19 protein-coding genes are annotated in these 23326 nt (G+C 67.6%); 10 read left to right on the top strand and 9 right to left on the bottom strand.

Annotation, left to right across the window (positions count from 1 at the left end; genetic code table 11):
* Nucleotides 1–21 precede the first annotated feature (21 nt).
* Nucleotides 22–513 carry a GNAT family N-acetyltransferase gene (locus DIE08_RS12935; RefSeq protein WP_124623298.1) on the top strand — a complete coding sequence of 164 codons (492 nt, stop codon included), beginning with the start codon at nt 22–24 and terminating at the stop codon, nt 511–513.
* 19 nt (nt 514–532) lie between these two features.
* On the opposite strand, the gene DIE08_RS12930 is transcribed toward DIE08_RS12935, so the two are convergent.
* The 3 genes from DIE08_RS12930 to DIE08_RS12920 are packed head-to-tail and all read right to left on the bottom strand — an operon-like array spanning nt 533 to nt 2509.
* Complete coding sequence (locus DIE08_RS12930) at nt 533–1405, bottom strand: cytochrome c oxidase assembly protein (protein WP_124623296.1); 873 nt, start codon at nt 1403–1405, stop codon at nt 533–535.
* Between the two features lie 10 nt (nt 1406–1415).
* Nucleotides 1416–1856: a copper chaperone PCu(A)C gene (locus DIE08_RS12925; protein ID WP_124623294.1), complete on the bottom strand. Its 441-nt coding sequence runs from the start codon at nt 1854–1856 to the stop codon at nt 1416–1418.
* Nucleotides 1857–1864: 8 nt separating this feature from the next.
* On the bottom strand, nt 1865–2509 hold the full coding sequence (locus DIE08_RS12920) for an SCO family protein (RefSeq protein ID WP_124902099.1): 645 nt from the start codon (nt 2507–2509) through the stop codon (nt 1865–1867).
* A 282-nt stretch (nt 2510–2791) separates the two neighbouring features.
* Between DIE08_RS12920 and otsB the strand changes: the two genes are divergently transcribed.
* Nucleotides 2792–3544 (top strand): trehalose-phosphatase, encoded by a 753-nt coding sequence (gene otsB / locus DIE08_RS12915; protein ID WP_124902098.1) that lies wholly within the window; start codon nt 2792–2794, stop codon nt 3542–3544.
* Nucleotides 3541–4917, top strand: a complete 1377-nt coding sequence (gene otsA, locus DIE08_RS12910) for an alpha,alpha-trehalose-phosphate synthase (UDP-forming) (protein ID WP_124902097.1) — start codon at nt 3541–3543, stop codon at nt 4915–4917. Before otsB ends, otsA begins: the two co-directional genes overlap by 4 nt.
* 96 nt (nt 4918–5013) lie before the next feature.
* On the opposite strand, the gene DIE08_RS12905 is transcribed toward otsA, so the two are convergent.
* On the bottom strand, nt 5014–6843 hold the full coding sequence (locus tag DIE08_RS12905; protein ID WP_124902096.1) for an ABC transporter ATP-binding protein: 1830 nt from the start codon (nt 6841–6843) through the stop codon (nt 5014–5016).
* A gap of 561 nt (nt 6844–7404) precedes the next feature.
* Here DIE08_RS12905 and DIE08_RS12900 point away from each other — a divergent pair.
* From DIE08_RS12900 to DIE08_RS12885, 3 genes are all read left to right on the top strand, one after another.
* The gene (locus DIE08_RS12900) at nt 7405–8469 is read left to right on the top strand and encodes a glycosyltransferase family 4 protein (RefSeq protein WP_059599136.1); all 1065 of its coding nucleotides are present in this window, start codon (nt 7405–7407) and stop codon (nt 8467–8469) included.
* A gap of 236 nt (nt 8470–8705) precedes the next feature.
* Nucleotides 8706–9506: a hypothetical protein gene (locus DIE08_RS12890; protein ID WP_124902094.1), complete on the top strand. Its 801-nt coding sequence runs from the start codon at nt 8706–8708 to the stop codon at nt 9504–9506.
* A gap of 37 nt (nt 9507–9543) precedes the next feature.
* On the top strand, nt 9544–10008 hold the full coding sequence (locus DIE08_RS12885; RefSeq protein ID WP_059599138.1) for a DUF2214 family protein: 465 nt from the start codon (nt 9544–9546) through the stop codon (nt 10006–10008).
* Nucleotides 10009–10050: 42 nt separating this feature from the next.
* Here DIE08_RS12885 and gudD read toward each other — a convergent pair whose 3' ends face one another.
* A complete protein-coding gene (gene gudD, locus DIE08_RS12880) occupies nt 10051–11403 on the bottom strand; it encodes a glucarate dehydratase (RefSeq protein ID WP_124623282.1) in 1353 nt (450 codons plus the stop codon).
* A 428-nt stretch (nt 11404–11831) separates the two neighbouring features.
* Here gudD and DIE08_RS12870 point away from each other — a divergent pair, with 428 nt between their 5' ends.
* Nucleotides 11832–12593 (top strand): FadR/GntR family transcriptional regulator, encoded by a 762-nt coding sequence (locus tag DIE08_RS12870; RefSeq protein WP_059599140.1) that lies wholly within the window; start codon nt 11832–11834, stop codon nt 12591–12593.
* A gap of 205 nt (nt 12594–12798) precedes the next feature.
* Here DIE08_RS12870 and DIE08_RS12865 read toward each other — a convergent pair whose 3' ends face one another.
* The 3 genes from DIE08_RS12865 to pdxY form a co-directional block, all read right to left on the bottom strand.
* Nucleotides 12799–13947 carry a branched-chain amino acid ABC transporter substrate-binding protein gene (locus DIE08_RS12865; RefSeq protein WP_124902092.1) on the bottom strand — a complete coding sequence of 383 codons (1149 nt, stop codon included), beginning with the start codon at nt 13945–13947 and terminating at the stop codon, nt 12799–12801.
* A gap of 371 nt (nt 13948–14318) precedes the next feature.
* Nucleotides 14319–16463 (bottom strand): phosphocholine-specific phospholipase C, encoded by a 2145-nt coding sequence (locus tag DIE08_RS12855; protein WP_124623275.1) that lies wholly within the window; start codon nt 16461–16463, stop codon nt 14319–14321.
* Nucleotides 16464–16771: 308 nt separating this feature from the next.
* Nucleotides 16772–17632: a pyridoxal kinase PdxY gene (gene pdxY, locus DIE08_RS12850; protein ID WP_059523664.1), complete on the bottom strand. Its 861-nt coding sequence runs from the start codon at nt 17630–17632 to the stop codon at nt 16772–16774.
* Between the two features lie 174 nt (nt 17633–17806).
* Here pdxY and DIE08_RS12845 point away from each other — a divergent pair, with 174 nt between their 5' ends.
* On the top strand, nt 17807–18871 hold the full coding sequence (locus DIE08_RS12845) for an alpha/beta fold hydrolase (RefSeq protein ID WP_124902091.1): 1065 nt from the start codon (nt 17807–17809) through the stop codon (nt 18869–18871).
* Nucleotides 18872–18896: 25 nt separating this feature from the next.
* Here the strand turns inward: DIE08_RS12845 and DIE08_RS12840 are convergent, their stop codons facing one another.
* Nucleotides 18897–19895 carry an LLM class flavin-dependent oxidoreductase gene (locus DIE08_RS12840; protein WP_124902090.1) on the bottom strand — a complete coding sequence of 333 codons (999 nt, stop codon included), beginning with the start codon at nt 19893–19895 and terminating at the stop codon, nt 18897–18899.
* Nucleotides 19896–20536: 641 nt separating this feature from the next.
* On the opposite strand from DIE08_RS12840, the gene hpnI reads away from it, so the two are divergent.
* Nucleotides 20537–21712, top strand: coding sequence for a bacteriohopanetetrol glucosamine biosynthesis glycosyltransferase HpnI (hpnI, locus tag DIE08_RS12835; RefSeq protein ID WP_124902089.1), 1176 nt, complete (start codon nt 20537–20539; stop codon nt 21710–21712).
* A gap of 168 nt (nt 21713–21880) precedes the next feature.
* Complete coding sequence (gene hpnJ / locus DIE08_RS12830; RefSeq protein ID WP_306426965.1) at nt 21881–23323, top strand: hopanoid biosynthesis associated radical SAM protein HpnJ; 1443 nt, start codon at nt 21881–21883, stop codon at nt 23321–23323.
* The last annotated feature ends 3 nt before the right edge of the window (nt 23324–23326 follow it).

The following is a 23326-nucleotide window of genomic DNA, read 5'->3' as shown; positions in this document are numbered from 1 at the left end:
GCGCTTGATTCAGGACCGACCATGAACGCTTCCGCACCTGCCGCCTCCGTGCGCGCCGACGATCTCGACTGGCACTGGAAATCCTTCGACGCGCTGACGGCGCGTGAACTCTATTCGATCCTCGACGCGCGCAGCGCCGTGTTCGTTGTCGAGCAGAACTGCGTGTATCGCGACATCGACGGTGCGGATCAGGCCGCATGGCACCTGGCCGCGTACGACCCGGCGGGCCGCCTCGCCGGCTATCTGCGCGTGCTGCTGCCGGATGCGCAGCACACTGACGTGCGCATCGGCCGTGTGCTGACGACCGCGCCGTTTCGCGGCGCGGGCCTCGGCAACGCGTTGCTGTCGCGCGCGCTCGAGTTCATCCGCGCGCAGTGGCCGGATGCGCAGGTGAGCCTGCATGCGCAAGCCCATCTGCAGCGCTTCTATGGGGCATTCGGTTTCGCGCCGAGCTCGGACGTGCACGACGAGGACGGCATCCCGCACGTGTGGATGACCAGCGCGCGCGGCTGACGCGCCGCGCGCCGCGCCGTCAGTGGGCGGCGCGAGTCACCGGCGAGTTTTGCGCGTGCCGGGCGGCCGCCCGTTCGTCGACCAGGCGGCCGCGCGCTGACAGTCGCAGCCAGTGCCGCAGCGCGATCAGCGCGCCGATCACGCTCATCATCGAACCCGGGATCCACAGCAGCAGGCCGCCGATCTGCTGATCGCGCAGCGGGCTGAGCCATGTGAATGCGCGTCCGCAGATCGAGTAGATCGGATACAACTCGTGCGGCGTGAAGAAGATCAGCGCACCAAGCGCGATCTGCGGCGGGATCGCCGCGACGACGATCAGGATCCGGCGGCCCGGTGACAGCCGCGCGGGCGGCGCGGGACGCGGATCGACGACGAGCCACCAGAACAGCAGCCCGTCGATTACCATGCTCCAGTTCATCACGCGATACAGGCGCCAGTCGAGCATCGCGATGAAGTGGATCGGCGATAGCAGCCAGAAATAGATCAGCCCGACGAACAGCACGACCGCGACGACCGGATGGAACACCACGTCGAGCGTCGCGCGCATGGGCGCCCACGCGAGCGCGGGGCGCACGAAGCGCTGCCGCCAGCGAAACGGTATGCCCGCGCGGATCGCTGCGCCCGGGTAGGCCAGCGCGATGAAGAACGGCCCGAGGTGATGCAGCACGAGGTGCTGCGCACGGTGCATGAAGAATTCGTGCTCGAAGAAGTAGTCGAGCCGGGTATGGAGCGCGATGTAGAGCGCCGTCAGCCCGAGCCAGAACGAGAACTGCCGCAGCGGCGACACCTTCGCCTTCTTCACGCCGCGCGCGAACAGCACGGCGGCCGTCAGCACCGCGATGACCACGGTCGGCGACGGTTCCCACGGATCGAGCCAGTACAGGACGTTCATCGCGCGCGCATCACTTCGCCTGGGCCGGCGACTTCACGGCGAACGGCGTGTCGACCGTCTCGCCATCGGAGAACTTCAGGCGCAGGCGCACGGTGTCGCCGGGCTTGATCGTGTGCCTGGGTTCCTCGAGCATGAAGTGATAGCCGCCCGGCGCGATGTCGACCTTGCCGCGCGCGGGGATCGTCAGCTTGTCGACCATTTCCATCTTCTGCGTCGAGCCGTTCGACACGGTCTGGTGCAGCATCGCCATCCCGTAGTCGGGGCTGTCGACGTCGACGAGATCGACCGGTTTGTCGCCCGTGTTGACGAGCGTCACGTAGCCGCCCGCGGGCAGCTTGTTCGGCAGCCAGCGCACCCATGCGTTCTGCGCGATGATCGCGCCTGCGGCATACGCGTGCGCGCCGGTGCACAGCGCGGCGAGGAGGGCGAACGTCTTGAGGGGCGTCTTCATGTCGGAGTTCAGGTGGTGGAGGCGGTGTCGATGATCCGGCGCACATCGGCGGCGATGGCGTCGGGTGAATCGCGGTCGGTCGCGAGCAGGCGCGCGCGACCGTTCGCGTCGAAGATGTAGACGGCCGAGCTGTGCGTAACCTCGTAGCCGCCGGACGGATCGCGTTTTTCCATCTGGTACGCGACGCGATAGCGTTTCGCGAGCGATTCGATCTGGCTGTCGGTGCCGGTCAGGCCGCGCGCGTGCGCGGCGTCGAACGCGGCGACGTACGCCTGCATCGTCTGCGGCGTGTCGCGCGCGGGGTCGACCGAGACGAACAGGATGCGCACGTCGTTCGCCCGCGGGCCGAGCTTCGCGAGCACTTCCATCAGGCGTGCCATCGTTTCGGGGCAGACGTCCGGACAGTGCGTATAGCCGAAGTAGACGAGCGCGACGCGGCCGCGAAACGCGTTCGCGTCGACTGCCCGGCCGTCGCCGCCGGTGAGCGTGAACGACAGGTCGGGCAGGTGGCCCGTGACGTTGGTCAGGTGCCAGTTCGGCTCGTCGCGCGTGCATGCGGCGAGCGCGACGGCGGCGGTCAGCGCCGCGACCGTGCGGACGAAGCGGGTCAGACTGAAGAGGCGCCGGTGCGGCGCGGGACGGGCAGACGACATCCTGGGGCTCGATCGGACGGAATGGTCGTCGGCCGGCGCGGCGCCATGCGTCGCGCGGCCGGCGGTTGCAGACTGTAGCGCAATTCCTGCGCCTGCGTCCTTTCGAAACCCGTACGGCATGGGCGAGCGGGGCAATATGTCGCAGTTGATGCGGATGGCTGCGCGAGGCTCGCCCGCCACCGGTTTCGCCCATCTCGCTACGCAGGCGCGGTAAGATGCGCACAATTCCATTCTCGCAGCGGCGGCCCGCGTTTGCAGGCCGCTCCTCAGACCATCGAATCGATGCAATCCGTTCCGGCTTCCCTGTCCCTGACCGATACCGCGTTCTTTTTCGACTTCGACGGCACGCTCGTCGAGCTGGCGCCGACACCCGACAGCATTCACGTGCCACCGTCGCTGCTGACGCTGCTCGATGAACTGCGGCGTCGCACGCACGGCGCGGTCGCCGTCGTGTCGGGTCGCGGCATCGACAATCTCGACACGTTCCTGAACATGCCGGACCTGCCGATCGCAGGCCTGCACGGCGCCGAACGTCGCGATGCGAACGGCGACACGCAGCGTATCGGCTTCAACGACGAACGGCTGCTGCGCATCGAGCGCGAGCTCGCGGCCGTCGTCGACCGTCATCCGGGCATGCTGCTCGAAATCAAGGGTGCGGCCGTCGCGCTGCATTACCGCAACGCGCCCGAGCGCGAGCCGGCCGCGCGCGAGGCGGCCGAGCGCCTCGTCGCCGAATATGCGGATGCGTACGTGCTGCAGCCCGGCAAGATGGTATTCGAGATCAAGCCGAAGGGCGTCGACAAGGGTCGCGCGCTGGCCGCGTTTCTCGACGAGCCGCCGTTCGCGGGCCGCATGCCGCTGTTCGCGGGCGACGACCTGACCGACGAGAAGGGCTTCGCGGTGGTCAACGCGCGCGGCGGCCTGTCGATCAAGGTCGGCGCGGGCGAGACGTCGGCCCGCACGCGACTCGACTCGGTCGACGCGCTGCACGAGCAGATCGCCCGCTGGCTTGGCGCGGAGCAGCAGGGCGCATGAGTCGACTCATCATCGTTTCGAACCGCGTCGCCCCGATTTCGGAAGGCGAGCCGGCGGCGGGCGGCCTCGCGATCGGCGTGTACGACGCGCTGAAGGAGACGGGCGGCATGTGGTTCGGCTGGAGCGGCGAGGTGGTCGCGTCTGGTGCGCCGCAGATCCGGGTCGAGGAGCGCGGCCCCGTGACGTTCGCGACCGTCGGGCTGTCACGCCGCGATTACGACCAGTACTACCGAGGTTTCTCGAACGCGACGCTGTGGCCCGCGTTTCATTACCGCGCCGACTTGATCCAGTACGACCGCCACGAGTTCGAAGGCTACAGCCGCGTGAACGTCTGGCTCGCACAGCAGCTCGTGCCGCTGCTGCAGGACGACGACGTGATCTGGGTGCACGACTATCACCTGATCCCGTTCGCGCGTGCGCTTCGTGCGGCCGGCGTGAAGAACCGCATCGGCTTTTTCCTGCACATTCCGTTTCCGGCCGCGCAGGTGCTCGTCAACGTGCCGCCGCATCGCGAGCTCGTCGAGTCGCTGTGCGCGTTCGACCTGCTCGGCTTTCAGACCGAGCCGGACCTGCGCGCGTTCTGCGACTACATCGAGTTCGAGGCCGGCGGCGAAGTGGCGCGCGAAGGGCGCACGGTGCGCGTCAGCGCGTTCGGCAAAACGCTGCGTGCGGCGGCCTATCCGATCGGCGTGTATCCGGACGAGATCGCGTCGCTCGCGCAGGCCGGCGAGAACGGCAAGGCCGCGCGCATGGCCATGTCGCTGCGCGGGCGCCAGCTGATCATGAGCGTCGACCGGCTGGATTATTCGAAGGGGCTCGTCGAGCGGTTCCGCGCGTTCGAGAAGCTGCTGGAGCACCAGGCGTCGATCCGCAACCGCGTGTCGTTCCTGCAGATCGCGCCGTCGACGCGCGCCGACCTGCGCGCGTACCAGGACATTCGCCTGCAGCTCGAAGCGGAGTCGGGGCGCATCAACGGCCGCTACGCGGAGCTCGACTGGGCGCCGATCCTCTACATTCACCGCCAGTACGACCGACAGGTGCTGGCCGCGCTGTATCGCCTCGCGCGCGTGGGCTTCGTGACGCCGCTGCGCGACGGCATGAACCTCGTCGCGAAGGAATACGTGTCCGCGCAGAATCCGGACGATCCGGGCGTGCTCGTGCTGTCGCGTTTCGCGGGCGCCGCGCGCGAGCTGACGGGCGCGCTGATCGTCAATCCGATCGACATCGACGGGATGGCCGATGCACTGTCGCAGGCGCTGACGATGCCGCTCGCCGAGCGGCGCGCGCGCTATGCGGACATGATCGCGCAGCTGCGCGAGAACAACGTGTCGGTGTGGCGCGACAACTTCCTGCGCGACCTGCAGCGCGTGTAACCCGCGCGCTGCACGGCGGAGGCCGCGCGATGCCGTGAAAAAAAGCCGCCGTGCGCGAAGCACGGCGGCTTTTTTTGTCGGCTGCGCTGCGCGGCGTCAGGCCACGCGTTCGCCGGTCGGTGCGGTGCCGTCGGGCGCGTGATGGCGGCCGTGCTGCTTCGCGAGCAGGTCGCGGTACAGGCCCGGACGGTTGCGCAGCACGTCGGGGCTGCCGTCGTCGATCACCTTGCCGTTGCTCATCACGATGATCCGGTCGAAGTTGCGCAGCGTCGACAGCCGGTGCGCGATCGCGATCACCGTGCGGCCGACCATCAGGCGGTCGAGCGCGCTCTGGATCGCTTCCTCGGATGCGCTGTCGAGTGCGGACGTCGCTTCGTCGAGCAGCAGGATAGGGGCATCCTTCAGGATCGCACGCGCGATCGCGATGCGCTGGCGCTGGCCGCCCGACAGCTTCACGCCGCGGTCGCCGACGATCGTGTCATAGCCTTCCGGCATCGCCTCGATGAACTCCGAGCAGCGGGCGTCGCGCGCGGCGGCGAGCACTTCCTCGCGGGTCGCGTCGGGGCGGCCGTATGCGATGTTGTCGTAGATGGTCCGGTGCAGCAGCGAGATGTCTTGCGGCACGAGCGCGATCGCGTGCCGCAGGCTGTCCTGCGTGATCGCCTTCACGTCCTGCCCGTCGACCTTCACGGCGCCGTCCTGCGTGTCGTAGAAGCGCTGCAGCAGCGCGAGCACGGTCGACTTGCCGGCGCCCGACTTGCCGATGAGGCCGACGCGCTGGCCCGGTTCGATATGGAGGTCGAAGTGGTCGAGGATCGCGCGGCGATGCGGATACGCGAACGTCACGCGTTCGAAATCGACGCGCCCACCCTTGGCCGACAGCGGTTGCGCGTCGGAGCGGTCCGGCATCCCGTGCGGCTCGAGCAGCGTCTTCACGGCTTCGGACAGGCGCGCCACATGCTGCGTGACGTCGACGAGCGCGACCGCCAGATCGCGCGTGCCGTGTAGGATCGTGAAGCCGAGCGAGCTGACGAGCACGATGTCGCCGGAGGTCGCGCGGCCTTGGTCCCACAGCCACAGTGCCCAGCCGAGCAGGCCGGCGGACAGCATCGCGGTGATCACCGCGTGCAGCAGGCGCAGCTTCTCGAGATAGAGCAGGCTTTGCTGGCGCGCGTCCATCTCGGCCTTCACCGTCGCGCCGAAGCGCTTCTGTTCGCGCAGCGTCATCCCGAACGCGCGCACGAGGCCCATGTTGCCGATCACGTCGACGAGCTCGCCGTCGACCGCCGCGGCCTTCGACGCGAACGCGTGATGGCGCGCGGAACCGCGCCCGGCAAGCTTGAACAACACGACCGAGAGCACGGCCGAACAGCCGAGCAGGCCGGCGGCCATCAGCGGGTTCACGACGATGATCATCAGGATCGCGCCCATCACCGCGATGCACGGCGGCAGCACGTTCCACGCCATCGTGTTCTCGGACGTATAGACGGCGTTCGACGTGGCGGTGATGCGGCTCGCGAGCGTGCCCGGCTGCTTTTCCGAGTAGTACGTCGGCGAATGGCCGATCAGGTACTGGAACAGGTCGCGCCGCAGGTCGCCGGTGACCGCGACGAACGTGTGCGCGGCGACCCAGCCGCCGACGCGCCACAGCAGGTTGTCGGCCGCGATCAGCCCGACGAGCAGCGCGAACGCACTCCACAGCGGGCCAGGATGATGACGCCCGGTCGCGAGCACGTCGATCAGGTGTTTGATCGCGTATTGCGAGCCGAGTGCGCAGCCGACGGCGGCCAGCACGCTGCAGAGCACGATCAGGTGCGCGACGGGATGCAGGCGGATGTAGCGGAACAGAAACGCGATCGGCCGATGCGCGTAGCTCGACAGCTTCGCGTTGTGGGCGTTGCGCTGGGCAGGGGTGAGAGATTCCAAAATATGCGTGCGGTGATTCGGTGATTGAGCGGATCGGTGGATCGCAGCCCACGGTCGCCCGGACTGAATAATCCGGCATTGTAAACAAGGCCGTGCATTGCGCTGCGCGAATCTTGCCTTGGTCAGGGGCGCGCGACCAATTTTGAGATAAAATTCGGCATCCGTCCTGCCGCATGCGCCGGAATCGCGATGCCGGCAGCGAGGGGACGACTCGGAACGCCAAAAGGGCCTTCCACTCTAGAACGGACGCCCAAGTCCGCGGGTTGCAAAGTGTTGCACCTTTGTAACAAAGTAAAGTGTTTGAAATGTTGTGCGCCGTATCGGGATTAACCCTAGATAATCGGCTCCGGGTTCGATTCCAGGTTTTTACGAACCCCTGTCAACGGGTCTTCGTTTCAAACGTTCTATGCCTGTCGCGTCGCCGACGCTCCTTGAGCAGCGCGGGTTCGACGCCCCCGGCAGGCTGATTCGTCCGATTTTCGGACGAAATGCATCCAGCCCGGACCGCCGGCAGGTTGCCGACCCATACCTGGTTTTTAGCCGATTTTTTAGGAGTTACGCATGCGAATCGCCCAAATCGCTCCGTTGCACGAAGCGGTGCCCCCGAAACTGTACGGTGGTACCGAGCGAGTGGTGTCCTACCTCACCGAAGCGCTTGTCGAGATGGGGCATGACGTCACGCTGTTCGCGAGCGGCGATTCGCAAACGTCGGCGAAGCTCGAAGCGTGCTGGCCGCAGGCGCTGCGCCTCGACCCGACGATCCGCGACGTGATGGCCCCGCACATGCTGCTCCTCGAGCAGGTGCGCCGCCGTGCGGAAGAGTTCGACGTCCTGCACTGCCACATCGACTACTACCCGTTCTCGCTGTTCTCGCGCCAGCCGGTCCCGCATCTGACGACGATGCACGGCCGTCTCGACCTGCCGGAACTGCAGCCGATCTTCAACGCGTTCAGCGACGTGCCGGTCGTGTCGATCTCCGACAACCAGCGCATCCCGCTGCCGCAGGCGAACTGGCTGTCGACCGTGTACCACGGCCTGCCGGAAAACCTGCTGACGCCGATCCCGAACGTGAAGCCGAGCTACCTCGCGTTCCTCGGCCGCATCTCGCCGGAGAAGCGCGTCGACACCGCGATTCGCATCGCCGAGCAGGCCGGCCTGCCGATCAAGATCGCCGCGAAGCTCGACAAGGCCGACCGCGCGTACTACGAAGAGAAGATCAAGCCGCTGTTCGCGCTGCCGCACGTCGAGTACATCGGCGAAATCAGCGAGTCGGAAAAGACCGAATTCCTTGGCAACGCGCACGCGCTGCTGTTCCCGATCGACTGGCCGGAGCCGTTCGGCCTGGTGATGATCGAGGCGATGGCCTGCGGCACGCCGGTGATCGCATTCAAGCGCGGTTCGGTGCCGGAAGTGATCGAAAACGGCGTGTCGGGCTTCGTCGTCGAAGACGAACTGTCGGCCGTCGCGGCGCTCAAGCGTCTCGATACGTTGCCGCGCGAGAAGGTGCGCGCCGCGTTCGAAGCACGTTTCTCGTCGAAGGTGATGGCGCAGAACTACGTGAAGGGCTACGAGGAACTGCTGCGCCAGAAGCACCGCACGGTGCTGCGCGAAGTCAACGCAGGCTGATGCCGGCGCGTTGGCCGCACTGCGGCTGAGGCCGTCATTGACGCCCCGTCCGGGTCCCCGGCGGGGCGTTGTCACATCTGCGGCGCCGATCTGTTGTATTCTCGCCGCGCCCGGCGCCGCGAACGGTCCCGGAAGCGGCCCGGCACGCCATCCGGTCGTCTGTCCAGACGGTAATGTCCCTATAATGGCCGTGCCGCGAAATCCGGCCCCGCAAGAACATCGAGAGGAGAGCAGTCTTGGCGAGATCGAAAACCACGCGCGCAGCGCCGGCCCCCGGCGCCGGCGTGATCTTCGCGTTGCGCGCGATCGGTCTCGTGCTGCTCGCGCGCTGGCTGTTCTCGATGTCGCAGATGGGCTATCGCGCGTCGCTGTCGGCGATGGTGTCGTCGCCGTGGGCATTCGTCTATCTCGTGCTGATTTTCCTGCTGCTCGCGCTGCCGGGCGCCGTCGCGCGCGCCGAGCGGCCGTTCCATCCGCTGCCGCAGTGGCTGCGCCAGGCGCTGCGGGTCTTCGCGCTGATCGGTTTCCTGTTTGCCGTGTGGTCGATCGGCGCGTTCGCGTGGGCGGCCGGCTGGCGCCGTGCGCTGCACGCGGTGACGGCGACCAACGGCTGGCTCGTCGCCGCGCCGGCGCTGTATGCGGCGATCGTGTGGATGTGTCGCCCGCGGCCGCTGTGGCGCACCAACGTGGCCGCGCGACGCTTCGCGGTCGGCCGCTACGCGATCTCGCTCGATACGCTCACGCGTACCGCGATCGTCTGGATGGAGAGCCGTAAGGTCGGCCAGTACGACGCGCGCGAACTGTCGGTGCGCTGGCCCGGCCGGGGCGCGTCCGCCGCGGCCGAGCAGGGTGCGCAGGCGGCCGTCGTGCCGCCGCGTCGCGGCAGCCTGTTTCGGCGGCCGAAGGTGGAACTGCTGTGGGATTCTCCGGCGGCCGTCGGCCATAACCGGCAGATCGTGATGCGCGCGCCGCTCGCGACCGAGGGCGACCGCGTTGCGGTGCTCGCGCTCGACGCCGCGCTCAAGCAGATCGTCTGACAAGGCCTGCGCGGCGCGCGGGCGACAAGGAGGCGCAATGATCGTTCGCTGGTTGCTGGCAGCCGTTCACCTGATGGCGTTCGGCGTCGCGTTCGCCGCGATCGCGGGGCGCAACCGCGCGCTGCGCCGGGTCATCGCGTCGGCGCAGGCCGCCGACCTGCCCGGCGTGTTCAAGGCCGACGCGGCCTGGGGATTGTCCGCGCTGGTGCTGATCGCGACGGGGCTCGCACGCGCGTTCGGCGGCTTCGAGAAGGGCGCCGCGTATTACCTTCACGCGCCACTCTTTCACCTCAAGATGACCGCGCTCGTGCTGATCCTGCTGCTCGAGATCGTGCCGATGCTCGGGCTGATCCGCTGGCGCATCGCCGCGCGGCAACAGCAGATGCCCGATCTGGGCCGCGCACGGACCTATGTGCGCATCGGCCATTGGCAGGCCGTGCTCGTGATGGTCATCGTGTTCGCCGCGTCGGGAATGGCGCGGGGGATCGGGGCGGCCGGTTAGGCCTTCCGGCCGGGCGGACCAGCCGCCCGGCTCGTCCTGCGCTCAGCGCACGAGGCAGGGGCGCTTGTTGTTGAACGTCCAGCCCGGAATCAGATACTGCATCGCGGCTGCATCGTCGCGCGCGCCGAGCCCGTGCTGCTTGTACAACTCGTGCGCGACCGCGACCGCATCCATGTCGATGTCGATGCCGAGACCCGGACGCTTCGGCACTTCCACGAGCCCGTTCTCGATCTTCAGCGGCTCGCGCGTCAGCCGTTCGCCGTCCTGCCAGATCCAGTGCGTGTCGATCGCGGTGACTCGACCGGGCGCGGCGGCCGCGACGTGCGTGAACATCGCGAGCGACACGTCGAAGTGGTTGTTCGAATGCGAGCCCCACGTGAGGCCCCAGTCGCGGCACATCTGCGCGACGCGCACCGAGCCCTGCATCGTCCAGAAGTGCGGGTCGGCGAGCGGGATGTCGACCGCCTGTAACTGCACCGCATGGCCCATCTGCCGCCAGTCGGTCGCGATCATGTTGGTCGCCGTCGGCAGCCCGGTCGAGCGGCGGAATTCGGCCATCACCTCGCGGCCCGAGTAGCCGTTTTCCGCACCGCACGGATCTTCCGCATAGGCGAGCACGTGATGCAGGTCGCGGCACAGCCGCACGGCCTCGTCGAGCGACCACGCGCCGTTCGGATCGAGCGTCACGCGCGCGTCGGGGAAGCGCTCGGCGAGCGCCGTCACGGCTTCGATCTCGCGCGCGCCTTCGAACACGCCGCCCTTCAGCTTGAAGTCGTTGAACCCGTAGCGCGCATGCGCGGCTTCGGCGAGGCGCACGACCGCCTCGGGTGTCAGCGCGGCCTCGTCGCGCACGCGCGTCCAGTCGTCGGTCGCGCCGCGGCCGTCGCGATAGGGCAGCGCGGTTTGCGTCCGGTCGCCGACGTAGAACAGGTAGCCGAGCATCTCGACGCGCTCGCGCTGCTGCCCCTCGCCGAGCAGGGCGGCCACGGGCACGCCGAGATGCTGGCCGAGCAGGTCGAGCAGCGCGGCTTCGAGCGCGGTGACCGCGTGGATCGTGGTGCGCAGGTCGAAGGTCTGCAGGCCGCGGCCGCTCGCGTCGCGGTCGGCAAAGGTGCGCCGCACGTCGTTGAGCACCGCATGGTAGTTGCCGACCGGCTGACCGACGACGAGCGCGCGCGCATCCTCGAGCGTGCGGCGGATGCTTTCGCCGCCCGGCACCTCGCCGACGCCAGTGCGGCCCGCGCTGTCCTTCAGGATCAGGAGGTTGCGGGTGAAGAACGGGCCGTGCGCACCGCTCAGGTTGAGCAGCATGCTGTCGTGGCCGGCGACCGGGATGGCTTGCAGGTCGACGATGCGCGGCGTGTCGTGGGAAGGCGAGGCAGTGACGGCGTTCATGGCGGCGATGGCGAAAGAGTGGGCAATGCCGTGCGGCAAAAGCTTTGCCGCGCGCGGCGGGAGGTGCGATCATTCGACAACCGACGTGCGCGGCGCGCAAGCCCCGCATGTCGACAGCAACCCGAAAGGGTGAGGGCGACCCGCTCGATGCTGGTGTCGCGGCGGACCGGAGCCAAGCGCGGATGCGCGCTTCGGTGTCGACCGTGAAACCGGGCGCCGGCAGCCGCGCACAAGCGCGCATGCTGGCCGATCGCGAACCACGGGACCCGGCAGGTGCTTGTACACCAGCCTTGGTCAACAGGAGATCCGTATCGCGATCATCAGTCGTCGGATGACTTGTGACGCAGTATAATGAATCATCGGCGTTCGCTCAAACCCCGCGTAAACCCTCGGCTCACATTACGATCATTCAAAAAGGAACCGGCCTCATGTCCGTGCCCACGCTTCCCGCAGCGCCGCGCCGTCGCGCACGCAGCCTCGCACAAGATGTCGTCGACGCGCTGACCGCGCAGATCGAAAACGGCACGCTGCGTCCCGGCGACAAGCTGCCGACCGAAACCGAAGTCATGGCGGCGCAGGGCGTCAGCCGCACGGTCGTGCGCGAAGCGATCTCGCGGATGCAGGCGAGCGGCCTCGTCGAGACGCGCCACGGCATCGGCAGCTTTGTGCTCGAACCGACGCGCCGCCAGGCACTCGGCATCGATCCCGCGACCATCACGACGCTGCGCGACGTACTAGCCGTGCTCGAGCTGCGCATCAGCCTCGAAAGCGAATGCGCGAGCCTCGCCGCGCAGCGCGCGAACGATACCGACCTCGCCGCGCTGCGGCGGGCGCTCGACGCAATCGCGTCGGGGGCGGGCGGCGGTCGCGACACGGCGCAGCTCGATTTCCAGTTCCACCTGCAGATCGCGCAGTCCACCGGCAACCGCTACTTCGTCGACATCATGACGCAACTCGGCGCGTCGATCATTCCGCGCACGCGCGTGAATTCGGCGCGCTTCGCCGGTGACGACCTCGAGCGCTATGTCGGCCGGCTCAATCACGAGCATGAAGACATTTACGAGGCGATCGCGCGTCACGACCCGGAGGCCGCGCGTGCCGCAATGCGCACGCACCTGACCAACAGCCGCGAGCGGCTGCGCCGTGCGCACGAGGCGGCCGAGGCGGAACGCGACACGCAGGCCAGCTGACGAGACGCCCCGCAAAATACCGCGGGTCACGTCGAATACCGTCCAAACATCAGTCATCGTATAAGATCAGCGCGATTGCGCCGATCGTTTTATTGCTTGCGATGCATCCGTCGGCACGCGCATCGTGCGAGAGAAGACGGGGCGGCGTTTCCGCCGTGGCCCGCCCCCAGGCCGCCTGGCTATCCAGGCAGCCGATCCCGCTCGATCAGCCTCCCTTCGTCACGATGGTCTTCCACGTACCGCTCTTCACCTGATACAGCGTCGACATCCCGCTCTTCAGCGAGCCGTCGCTCGCGAACGAGATGCGGCCGGTGACACCTTCGAAATCGACTTTCTTCAACGCCGGGCGATAGACCTTCGGATCGGTCGAGTTGACTGCCTGCATCGCCTTGATCGCCGCCCACGCCGCGTCGTAGCCGAACTGCGCATACGACAGCACGTCGACACCGAAGCGCTTCTTGAACCGCTGCTCGAAATCCTTGCCCTGCGGCAGCTCGTCGAGCGGCCGTCCGTATTCCCACGCCATCGCGCCTTCCGCGGCCGGGCCGGCGATCTTGATGAACTCGTTGTCCTTCACGCCGCCGCCGCCGACGAACTGCGCGTTCAGCCCGAGCTGGCGCATCTGCTTGATGAAGTTCGCGGCGAGCGAATCGAGACCGCCGAAGAAGATCAGGTCGGGATTCTTGCCCTTCAGGCTCGTGATCTGCGCGCGGAAGTCGACCGCCTGGTTGCTGGTGAACTCGCGGCCGATGATGTTGCCGCCGGCCGCCTTCACGGCCTTCTCGAACTCGTCGGCCTCGCCCTGGCCGAACGCGGTGCGGTCGTCGATGATTGCGATGCGCTTCGCCTTGGTCACGTCCACGGCGTACTTGCCCGCGTTGCCGGCGTTCTGGCCGTCGGTCGCGATCACCATGAACATGTTCGCGAGCCCGCGCGACGTGAGCGTCGGGTTGGTCGCGGCCGGGTCGATCACCGGGATGCCGGCCTTGTCGTAGACCACCGATGCCGGAATCGTCGTGCCCGAGTTGAAGTGGCCGACCACCACCGACACGTTCTGGTCGACGAGCGCCTGGGCGGCCTGCACGCCGATGCGCGGGTCGGCCTGGTCGTCCTGCACGACGAGGTTGAAGTGCGCGGGCTTGCCGGCGATCTGGATCTTCTGCGCGGCCGCATCGTCGAGCGCGAGCTGCACGCCGTTCTGGAGATCCTTGCCGTAACCGGCGTTCACGCCGGTGAGCGGCGCGGCGAAGCCGACCTTCACGTCGGTTGAGTCGGCCGCCTGAGCGGCCTGTTGCGAGAGGAGAGCTACCGCGGATACGACCGATACCGACAACAGGGAATGACGGAATTTCATGTTCGTTCCTCTTGTTCTTACACCAGCGGGTGGGTACCGCACGCAGCCGGCGGGCCGGGCGCGTGCGACGGGCGGGCGGTTCGACCGCTTCTCGGAATCGGGCGGGGAGGTTGGCATGCTGATGCTTCCCGGAAGAATCTCCCGTCAGGCTCTGCGAGGAGCCCCGATCGCTTCGATATATAGGTCGCCGATATGCGCGGGTCTTGGCAATTTGCTGCGCATTCGGTGCGGATTTGCGCATAGCTTCTACGCGAGCGTGGGCGGCCGGTATCGGGAGTTTCCCGTCGCGAGCGCAACGGGTCGGAAGGCGGGCGGCGGTGGGGGGCAGACACGGCGCGGCCCGCCGGGGCCGCGCCGTGTCATGACAGACGTCAGTCGGACAGCGCGTCCGATGCGGCTTCGGCGTCGTCGTGCGCCGCGGTCGTGCGGATCAGCGGGTCGCTGGTGCTCGGGCGGCCGGTCTCGACGTGGCCCGCGAAGCGGCGCTGGAATCCGAGCGGCTTGCCGTCGCTGATGGTCAGGTCATACCAGCCGTTGCTGCCGCGCAGGTCCCAGTAGTCGTCGACGTGCGTACCCGGCTTGAGGTCGAACTCACGTGCATGGCCGTGGCCGTATGCGTTCGTCACCTTGAGCCGCACGGTCTTGTGGCCGCGGTTCATCAGGCGCAGCGTGATGTTGCCGTTCGCGACGTCGTAGCCGTAGATCACCTCGGGGTTGACGCTCGCGGGGCCGACCGCCGACGCGGCGGGGCTGCGGAAGTGGCAATAGAAGCCGTTCGGGCCGTACACGTCGAGGTCGTACAGGCCGAGCGACGGCGCCGGGCTCCACGTGTCGGAGAGCCGCTTGCCGGCGTCGACCGTGTAGGTCCACGGGCCGTCGACGCGGTTGCGCGCCTGAACCTGGAACGCCGCGCCCGCCGCGCCGGTGTTCGCGAAGGTCAGCCGGAACTGGCCGCTCGCGTTGTCGATCCGGCCGTGCACGAACAGTTCGTACGGCAGCGCGCGCGCCGGACGCAGGCCGGCCTCCTGCTTCGGCAGATGCTGGACGACCGGCGGCACCGGGATGTAGTCGGGGTGACGGTTGCGGTCGGGCGGCGCGTAGCCGCTCGTGTCCGGGAGCTGTGGCCAGCTTGCGTCGGGCGTTGCGAAGTCGAACGCGGACGTCAGGTTGCCGCACACCGTACGGCGCCACGGCGACACGTTCGCCGCGGTGACCGCGTACTGCGCGCCGAAGCGCGCTTCGATGAATTGCAGCAGCGACGTGTGATCGAAGGTCTGCGAACAGACCCAGCCGCCCTTGGTCCACGGCGATACCACCAGCATCGGCACGCGCGGCCCGAGCCCGTACGGGCCGGCCATGTGCGACGCATCGCCGGCGAACACCTCGTTGGTCGTCGCGACCGTTGACAGCCCGTTGTCGCGCGACTGCGGCGCGAACGGCGGCTGCACGTGATCGAAGAAGCCGTCGTTCTCGTCGTAGGTGATAAAGAGCGCGGTCTTGCTCCACACGTCCGGATTCGACACGAGCGCCTTCAGCACCTGCTCGATGTACCACGCGCCGTAGTTCGCCGGCCAGTTCGGGTGCTCCGAGTACGCTTCCGGCGCGCAGATCCACGACACCTGCGGCAGCGTGCCGTTCTTCACGTCCTGCTGCAGCACGTCGAACAGCGTGCCGCCGGCGCTGATGTTGGTGCCGGTGCGCGCCTTGTCGTACAGCGGCGTGCCGGGCAGCGCGCTGCGGTACTGGTTGAAGTAGAGCAGCGCGTTGTCGCCGTAGTTGCCGATGTACGGGTTCTGCGTCCAGCCCCACGAGCCGTTGGCGTCGAGCCCCGTGCCGATGTCCTGGTAGATCTTCCACGACACGCCGGCCTGCTCGAGCACTTCCGGATAGGTCGTCCAGCCGTAGCCCTTTTCCTCGTTGCCGAGCACCGGGCCACCGCCCGTGCCGTCATTGCCGACGTAGCCGGTCCACATGTAGTAGCGGTTCGGGTCGGTCGAGCTCGGGATCGCGCAGTGGTACGCGTCGCAGATCGTGAACGCGTCGGCGAGCTGGTAGTGGAACGGAATGTCGTCGCGCTTCAGGTACGCCATCGTCGTGGTGCCCTTGTTCGGCACCCACTGGTCGTAGCGGCCCTTGTTCCACGCGGCGTGCATGTCCTGCCAGCCGTGCGGCAGGTCCTGCAGGAACTGCAAACCGAGCTTGTCGGCGCCCGGGTGGAACGGCAGCAGCTCGGCCGGGCCGACCGGCTGGTGAAACACCGACTTGCCGTTCGCGAGGCGCAGCGGGCGCGGGTCGCCGAAGCCGCGGACGCCGCGCATCGTGCCGAAGTAATGGTCGAACGAGCGATTCTCCTGCATCAGAATCACGATGTGTTCGATGTCGCGGATCGTGCCGGTACGGCGGTTCGCGGGAATGGCGAGCGCATCGCGGATCACGGGCGGGAACAGGTTCAGCGCGGCGGCGCCGGCGGTGCCGGCGGCGACGCGCAGGAAGTCACGACGGTTCGATCGGGTCATGGTCGTTATCGTGCGTTAAAGAGGGAGCCGGTTGGCGGGACATGCGGGAAATAACGGGCGCGTCGGCGGCGCAGGATGCGGCTGCACCGGTCGTGCCGCCGCGAGCATAGCGAGTATTCGGTGTCATTCATGTGAAGTCCGGAAACGTTTGCAGGCGCGGCGTTGAACGGACAACGGCCGACGGTCGTGGTGCAAGGGAGACGGGGACGCGGACAGCGGGAAGGCGGGACAGCAGGACAGCAGGACAGCAGGACAGCAGGACAGCAGGACAGCAGAGGGCGCGCGCCGGCGACGCGGATGCGGCGGCGTCAGGCGTCCGTCACCCACGCGCCGAACCATTCGCTCGGGCGGGCGATTTCATCCTGCGCGGCGACGAGTTCGAGCTCGTAGCGGCGCGCGTCGTAGGTCGCCTTCACGACCGCGTGCACGGCCGCGAGCGTGTGCTCGAACGCGGCGCGCACCGAGTCGCCGCGCAGCCGGCGTGCGACGAAGATGGCGCTGGTGAGGTCGCCGACGCCGACCGGATGGCGCGGAAACGCATACAGCGGGCGCTGGCCGATCCACGCCTCGGTCTCGGTGACGGCGAGCATGTTGAAGCGGTCGGCCGGGCTGTTGCGGTCGTGCAGGTGCTTGACGAGGATGATCTTCGGGCCGCGGCGGATCAGCGCGCGGCAGGCATCGACGGCTTCGGCGACGGTCTCGATGCGCCGCCCGGCGAGCTTCTGCAGCTCGGTGTGGTTCGGCGACATGCCGTCCGCGAGCGCTGGCATCTCCTGGACGATGAATTCCTCGACGCCGGGTTCGGGGCGGATGCCGCCCGTCTGGCCCAGCGCCGGATCGCAGAAGTACCACGCGTTCGGGTTCATCGCCTTCACCGTGCGCACGATTTCGACCGTCGCGCGCGCCTGCGCGGGCGAGCCGACGAAGCCGGACAGCACCGCGTCGCAGCGCTTGAGCGCGCCGATCGCGGCGACGCCGTCGACGAGCTGCTCCATCTTCGCGGCATCGATCGCGCTGCCGGCCCAGTGGCCGTACTGCATGTGATTCGACAGCTGGACGGTGTTGAGCGGCCAGACGTTGACGCCGAGGCGCTGCATCGGGAACACGGCCGCGCTGTTGCCGGCGTGTCCGTAGATGACGTGCGACTGAATGCTGAGGACGTTTTTCATGAGCGTTCGCCTGCAGGCGTTTCAGGGTCACGTCACACGATACCCGAGATCGTCGCGTGCGCGGAAGCCGCGCAGTCACCGAGTGTTGCGCGCCGTCGTCAGCCCGACCGCGTAGAATCGCGGTGCGCGGGGCCGCCTGGTTGCCCGCGTGCATTTCTCATTACCGTGATCGCCATGCCCTCGATTTGCAAGATGTTGTCCCTCGCGCGCGCCGCCGTGCTCGGCGCGGGTGTCGCTGCCGCATGCGCGACGCCAGCCGTGGCCGCCGTCCCGGCGCCGGCCGGTAACGACGGGCCCGCGTACGGCCCCCGCCTGGAAGGCTTCGCCTATCCGGAGCCGGTGCACCGCTACGCGTTCGTGTCCCAGCGCGAAACCCTCGAGATGATGTACATGGACGTGCGGCCGGCGCACCCGAACGGCCGCACCGTCGTGCTGCTGCACGGGAAGAACTTCTGCGCGGCGACGTGGGAGGACACGATCGGCGTGCTGAGCCGCGCCGGCTATCGCGTGATCGCGCCGGACCAGATCGGCTTCTGCAAATCGTCGAAGCCCGAGCGCTACCAGTTCAGCTTCCAGCAGCTCGCGCGCAACACGCATGCGCTGCTCGAGTCGATCGGCGTGAAGTCGGCGACGATCGTCGGACATTCGACGGGCGGGATGCTCGCGATGCGCTACGCGCTGACGTACCCGAAGGCGACCGAGCAGCTCGTGCTGGTGAACCCGATCGGCCTCGAGGACTGGAAGGCGCTCGGCGTGCCGCCGCTGTCGGTCGACTACTGGTATGCACGCGAGCAGAAGACGACGGCGGACGGCATCCGCCGCTACGAGCAGGCGACCTATTACGCGGGCAAGTGGGCACCGTCCTACGAGCGCTGGGTGCAGATGCTCGCCGGCATGTATCGCGGCCCGGGCCGCGACGCGGTCGCGTGGAACTCCGCGCTGATCTACGACATGATCCTCACGCAGCCGGTGGTCTACGAACTCGGCGCGATTCGCGTGCCGACGCTGCTTCTGATCGGCGACAAGGACACGACCGCGATCGGCAAGGACGTGGCGCCGCCCGACGTGCACGCGAAGCTCGGTCGTTACCCGGAACTCGCGAAACGCACGCAGGCGGCGATTCCCGGCGCGCAGCTCGTCGAATTCCCGGCGCTCGGGCACGCGCCGCAGATCCAGGACCCGGACGCGTTCCACAAGGCGCTGCTCGAAGGGATGGAGGCGGTGCACCCGCCGCAATGACGCGTGCGCGGGCGCATCCGCCCGGTCAGCAGGTTTCGTTCGCGAGTTCGTCGCGGATCTGTGCCGCCAGTTCGAACGAGCGCACCCGCGCGGCGTGATCGTAGATCTGCGCGGTGATGATGACCTCGTCCGCGCCCGTCTGCGCGATCCGGTCACGCAGCTTGTCGCGCACCGTGTCGCGCGAGCCGACGGCCGCGAACGACAGCGCGTGCGCGACGTTCGCGAGTTCGAACTCGCTCGCCTCGAGCGCGTCGACGGGCGGCGGCAGCTTGCCCGGCGTGCCGCGGCGCAGGTTGATGAACTGCTGCTGCAGCGACGTGAAGAGGCGCCGGGCCTCGTCATCGGTATCGGCCGCGAACACGTTGACCCCGACCATCGCATGCGGCTTCGGCCACGCGGCCGACGGCCGGTACTGCGCGCGATACAGCTCGAGCGCACGCATCAGATAGTCCGGCGCGAAGTGCGACGCGAACGCGAACGGCAGCCCGAGCATCGCGGCGAGCTGCGCGCTGAAGAGGCTCGAACCCAGCAGCCACACGGGCACGTCCAGCCCCGCGCCGGGCACCGCGCGCACGCGCTGGCCGGGCACCGGCTCCGCGAAGTAGCGCTGCAGCTCGGCGACGTCGTCCGGAAACGAGTCGGCGCTGCCGATCAGGTCGCGGCGCAGCGCGCGCGACGTGGTCTGGTCGGTGCCGGGCGCGCGGCCGAGCCCGAGGTCGATGCGCCCTGGATACAGCGACGCGAGCGTGCCGAACTGCTCGGCGATCACGAGCGGCGCATGGTTCGGCAGCATGATCCCGCCCGAGCCGACACGGATCGTCTTCGTCGCGCCCGCCACGTGACCGATCACGACGGCGGTCGCCGCGCTCGCGATTCCGGGCATGTTGTGATGTTCGGCGAGCCAGTAGCGCCGATAACCGAGGCGCTCCGCGTGCTGTGCGAGATCGACGGTGTTGCGGAACGCCTCGGCAGCGTCTGCGCCGGCGGGAATGGGAGCGAGATCGAGAACGGAAAACGGAATCATCGGGTGGCCTTCGAAAGGGAGGGGCGCGGTGATGCGCATGCGCAACAGATGGCGACGATTTTGCCAAAGGGTTCCGGAACGCGCTGGCGACGCGCGGATACCCATGCGCCTTTCAGGGGTGCAAGGTAAGGTCTGGTGATTGTTGCAAAAATGGACCCAATCACCAAATAATTACCGATCTTTACCGCGATTGCGCGTGTCTTCGCATCGACGTACAAATTTCCACGAAACGTTTGATTTTCAAGACTGCAATATGCCTGCAAAGCGCTTACGCTAACGTGAACGGGGTGGCACCAGAATGGTTCCCCGGCCGCACAGCTTTGCCGAAATCGCACCAGTCCGTTACGCGAGGCGTCCGAGCGCACGTCGGCTCGGGCTGATAAAATCCGGCGCCTGCCCATGTTGTGCCGATGGTAGCCATTCGAATCTTCCCGCATCCCGTCCGGGCATCGCGCGAGGATGTGCCACGCGAAGCCGGGCATGGCCGCCTTCGGGGAATGGGCCGTGCCTCCCCATTACACAGACGCTGCTGGAACAAGGAGTCGGGTCGTGCCCGCGTTCGTTGCTGTCGGAATATCCAATCACGTTCAACCCGGTTCGATCGATCGGCAGGGCGCGCGCGTTGCCGGAGGGCATCGCGCATGACGCCGGCCGTCACGCTGCTGGACTGGCTCCTGACCGTGTTCACGCTGGCCGCGGCTGGCTACGCGCTCGTCGCCGCGTTCGCGCCGCAGCCGCGCACGCCGCGCACCGCCGCGCGCGACGGCTTCGAGCCAGTCAGTGTGCTCAAACCGCTGTGCGGCGCGGAGCCGCACCTGTACGAGAACCTCGCGACGTTCTGCGAGCAGAGCCACCCGCGCCATGAAGTGCTGTTCGGGGTCGCTTCGGCGGCTGATCCGGCCATCGCCGTGGTGGAGCGGCTGCGCGCCGATTATCCCGAATGCGACATCACGCTCGTGATTGACGCGCGCGTGCACGGCAAGAACCTGAAGGTCAGCAACCTGATCAATCTGGCCGAGCGGGCGAAGTATGGCCGCATCGTGATCGCGGACAGCGACATCGCGGTGAAGCCGGATTATCTGGAGCGCGTGACGGCGCCGCTCGCCGACGCGTCGGTCGGGGTCGTCACGTGCCTGTATCATGCGCGCAGCGTCGGCGGGTTCTGGACGCGGATCGGCGCGCAGTTCGTCGATGCCTGGTTCGCGCCGTCGGTACGGATCACGCACCTCGGCCGCTCGAGCCGCTTCGGCTTCGGCGCGACGCTCGCGCTGACGCGCGACACGCTCGCCCGGATCGGCGGCTTCATCGCGTTGAAGGACGAACTGGCCGACGATTTCTGGCTTGCCGAGCTGCCGCGTCGCCTCGGGCGGCGCACCGTGCTGTCCGAGGTCGAGGTCGCGACCGACGTGATCGAGCCGTCGTTCGGGCCGCTCTGGCACCGCGAGACGCGCTGGCTGCGCACGATCCGTTCGCTGAATCCGGCCGGCTTCGCGTTCCTGTTCATCACGTTTACCGCGCCGTGGCTCGCGATCGGCGCGGCACTGGCACTGCGCCTCGACGGCACCGTCGCCGGGACGCTGGCGGGTGGCGCGGCCGTCGTCGGTGCGTTCGGGCGGCTCGTGCTGCACGCGCGCGGCGAGGACGGCTGGTGCGCCTTCTGGCGCGATCTGCCGCTCGTCGCGGTGCGCGACACGCTGCTCGCGCTCGAATGGCTCGCGGCCGCGTTCGGCACGCACGTCGTATGGCGTGGCGCGAGGATGACGGTCGTCGGCGGCGAACGCGCGACGGCGGCAGTGGAAGGCGGGGACGGCCGCTGAGGTGCGTTCCCCGAGGGAGCCGGCCATGCGTGCGGTCCCGATCGAATCCGGCCCGAAGGCCGAGACGCGCCGCGCGGCAACGCCCGCGCGACGCGACATGACAGAGAGGCGGGCGCCGGCAGGGCGGCCCGCGGTTGATTGACTGAATCGTTGAAAACGAATCGAACTATGCAGGCTACCGGAGCATTCATGAAAACGCTGTTCTTGCAGGCCCCTTCGTATGACGGCTTCGACGGCGGAGCCGGTTCGCGCTACCAGGCGAAGCGCGAAATCCGTTCCTTCTGGTACCCGACGTGGCTCGCGCAGCCGGCGGCGCTCGTGCCGGGCAGCCGCGTCGTCGACGCGCCGGCCGACGGCCTGTCGGTCGAAGAGACGCTGAAGATCGCCAACGACTACGATCTCGTGATCATCCACACGAGCACGCCGTCCTTCCCGACCGACGCGATGTTCGCGCAGGATCTGAAGAAGATGAAGCCGTCGATGCTGGTCGGCATGGTGGGCGCGAAGGTGATGGTCGATCCGCACAATTCGCTCACGGCGAGCGAGGCGATCGACTTCGTGTGCCGCGAGGAATTCGACTACACCTGCAAGGAAATCGCCGAAGGCAAGCCGTTCCCCGAGATCAAGGGCTTGAGCTGGCGCGCGAAGGACGGCTCGATCGAGCACAACGAAGCGCGTCCGATCCTCGAGAACATGGACGAACTGCCGTTCGTCGCGCCCGTCTACAAGCGCGACCTGAAGATCGACAACTACTTCATCGGCTACCTGAACTACCCGTACGTGTCGATCTATACGGGCCGCGGCTGCAAGTCGCGCTGCACGTTCTGCCTGTGGCCGCAGACGGTCAGCGGCCACCGCTACCGCACGCGCTCGGTCGAGAACGTGCTCGCCGAAGCGAAGTGGATCCGCGACAACATGCCCGAAGTGAAGGAACTGATGTTCGATGACGACACCTTCACCGACGACCTGCCGCGCGCCGAAGCCATCGCTATCGGCCTGGGCAAGCTCGGCATGACGTGGTCGTGCAACGCGAAGGCGAACGTGCCGTACAAGACGCTGAAGGTCATGAAGGAAAACGGCCTGCGCCTGCTGCTGGTCGGCTTCGAATCCGGCGACGACCAGATCCTCGTGAACATCAAGAAGGGCGTGCGCACCGATTTCGCGCGCCGCTTCAGCGCGGACTGCAAGAAGCTCGGCATCAAGATCCACGGCACCTTCATTCTCGGCCTGCCGGGCGAGACGCAGGAAACCATCAAGAAGACGATCGAGTACGCGAAGGAAATCAATCCGCACACGATCCAGGTGTCGCTCGCCGCGCCGTATCCGGGCACGACGCTCTACAAGCAGGCCGTGGAAAACGGCTGGATGGAAGAGAACAAGACCATCAACCTGGTGAGCAAGGAAGGCGTGCAGCTGGCGGCGATCGGCTATGCGCACCTGTCGCGCGACGAGATCTATCACCACCTCGAGCAGTTCTATCGCCAGTTCTACTTCCGTCCGTCGAAGATCTGGGAGATCGTCCGCGAAATGCTGACGAGCTGGGACATGATGAAGCGCCGGCTGCGCGAAGGCGTCGAGTTCTTCCGCTTCCTGCGCGCGCACGAGGCCTGATTC

This window comes from Burkholderia sp. Bp9004, from assembly GCF_003858025.1.
GTDB lineage: Bacteria > Pseudomonadota > Gammaproteobacteria > Burkholderiales > Burkholderiaceae > Burkholderia > Burkholderia diffusa.
This window is presented reverse-complemented; position numbering and strand designations above follow the sequence as displayed.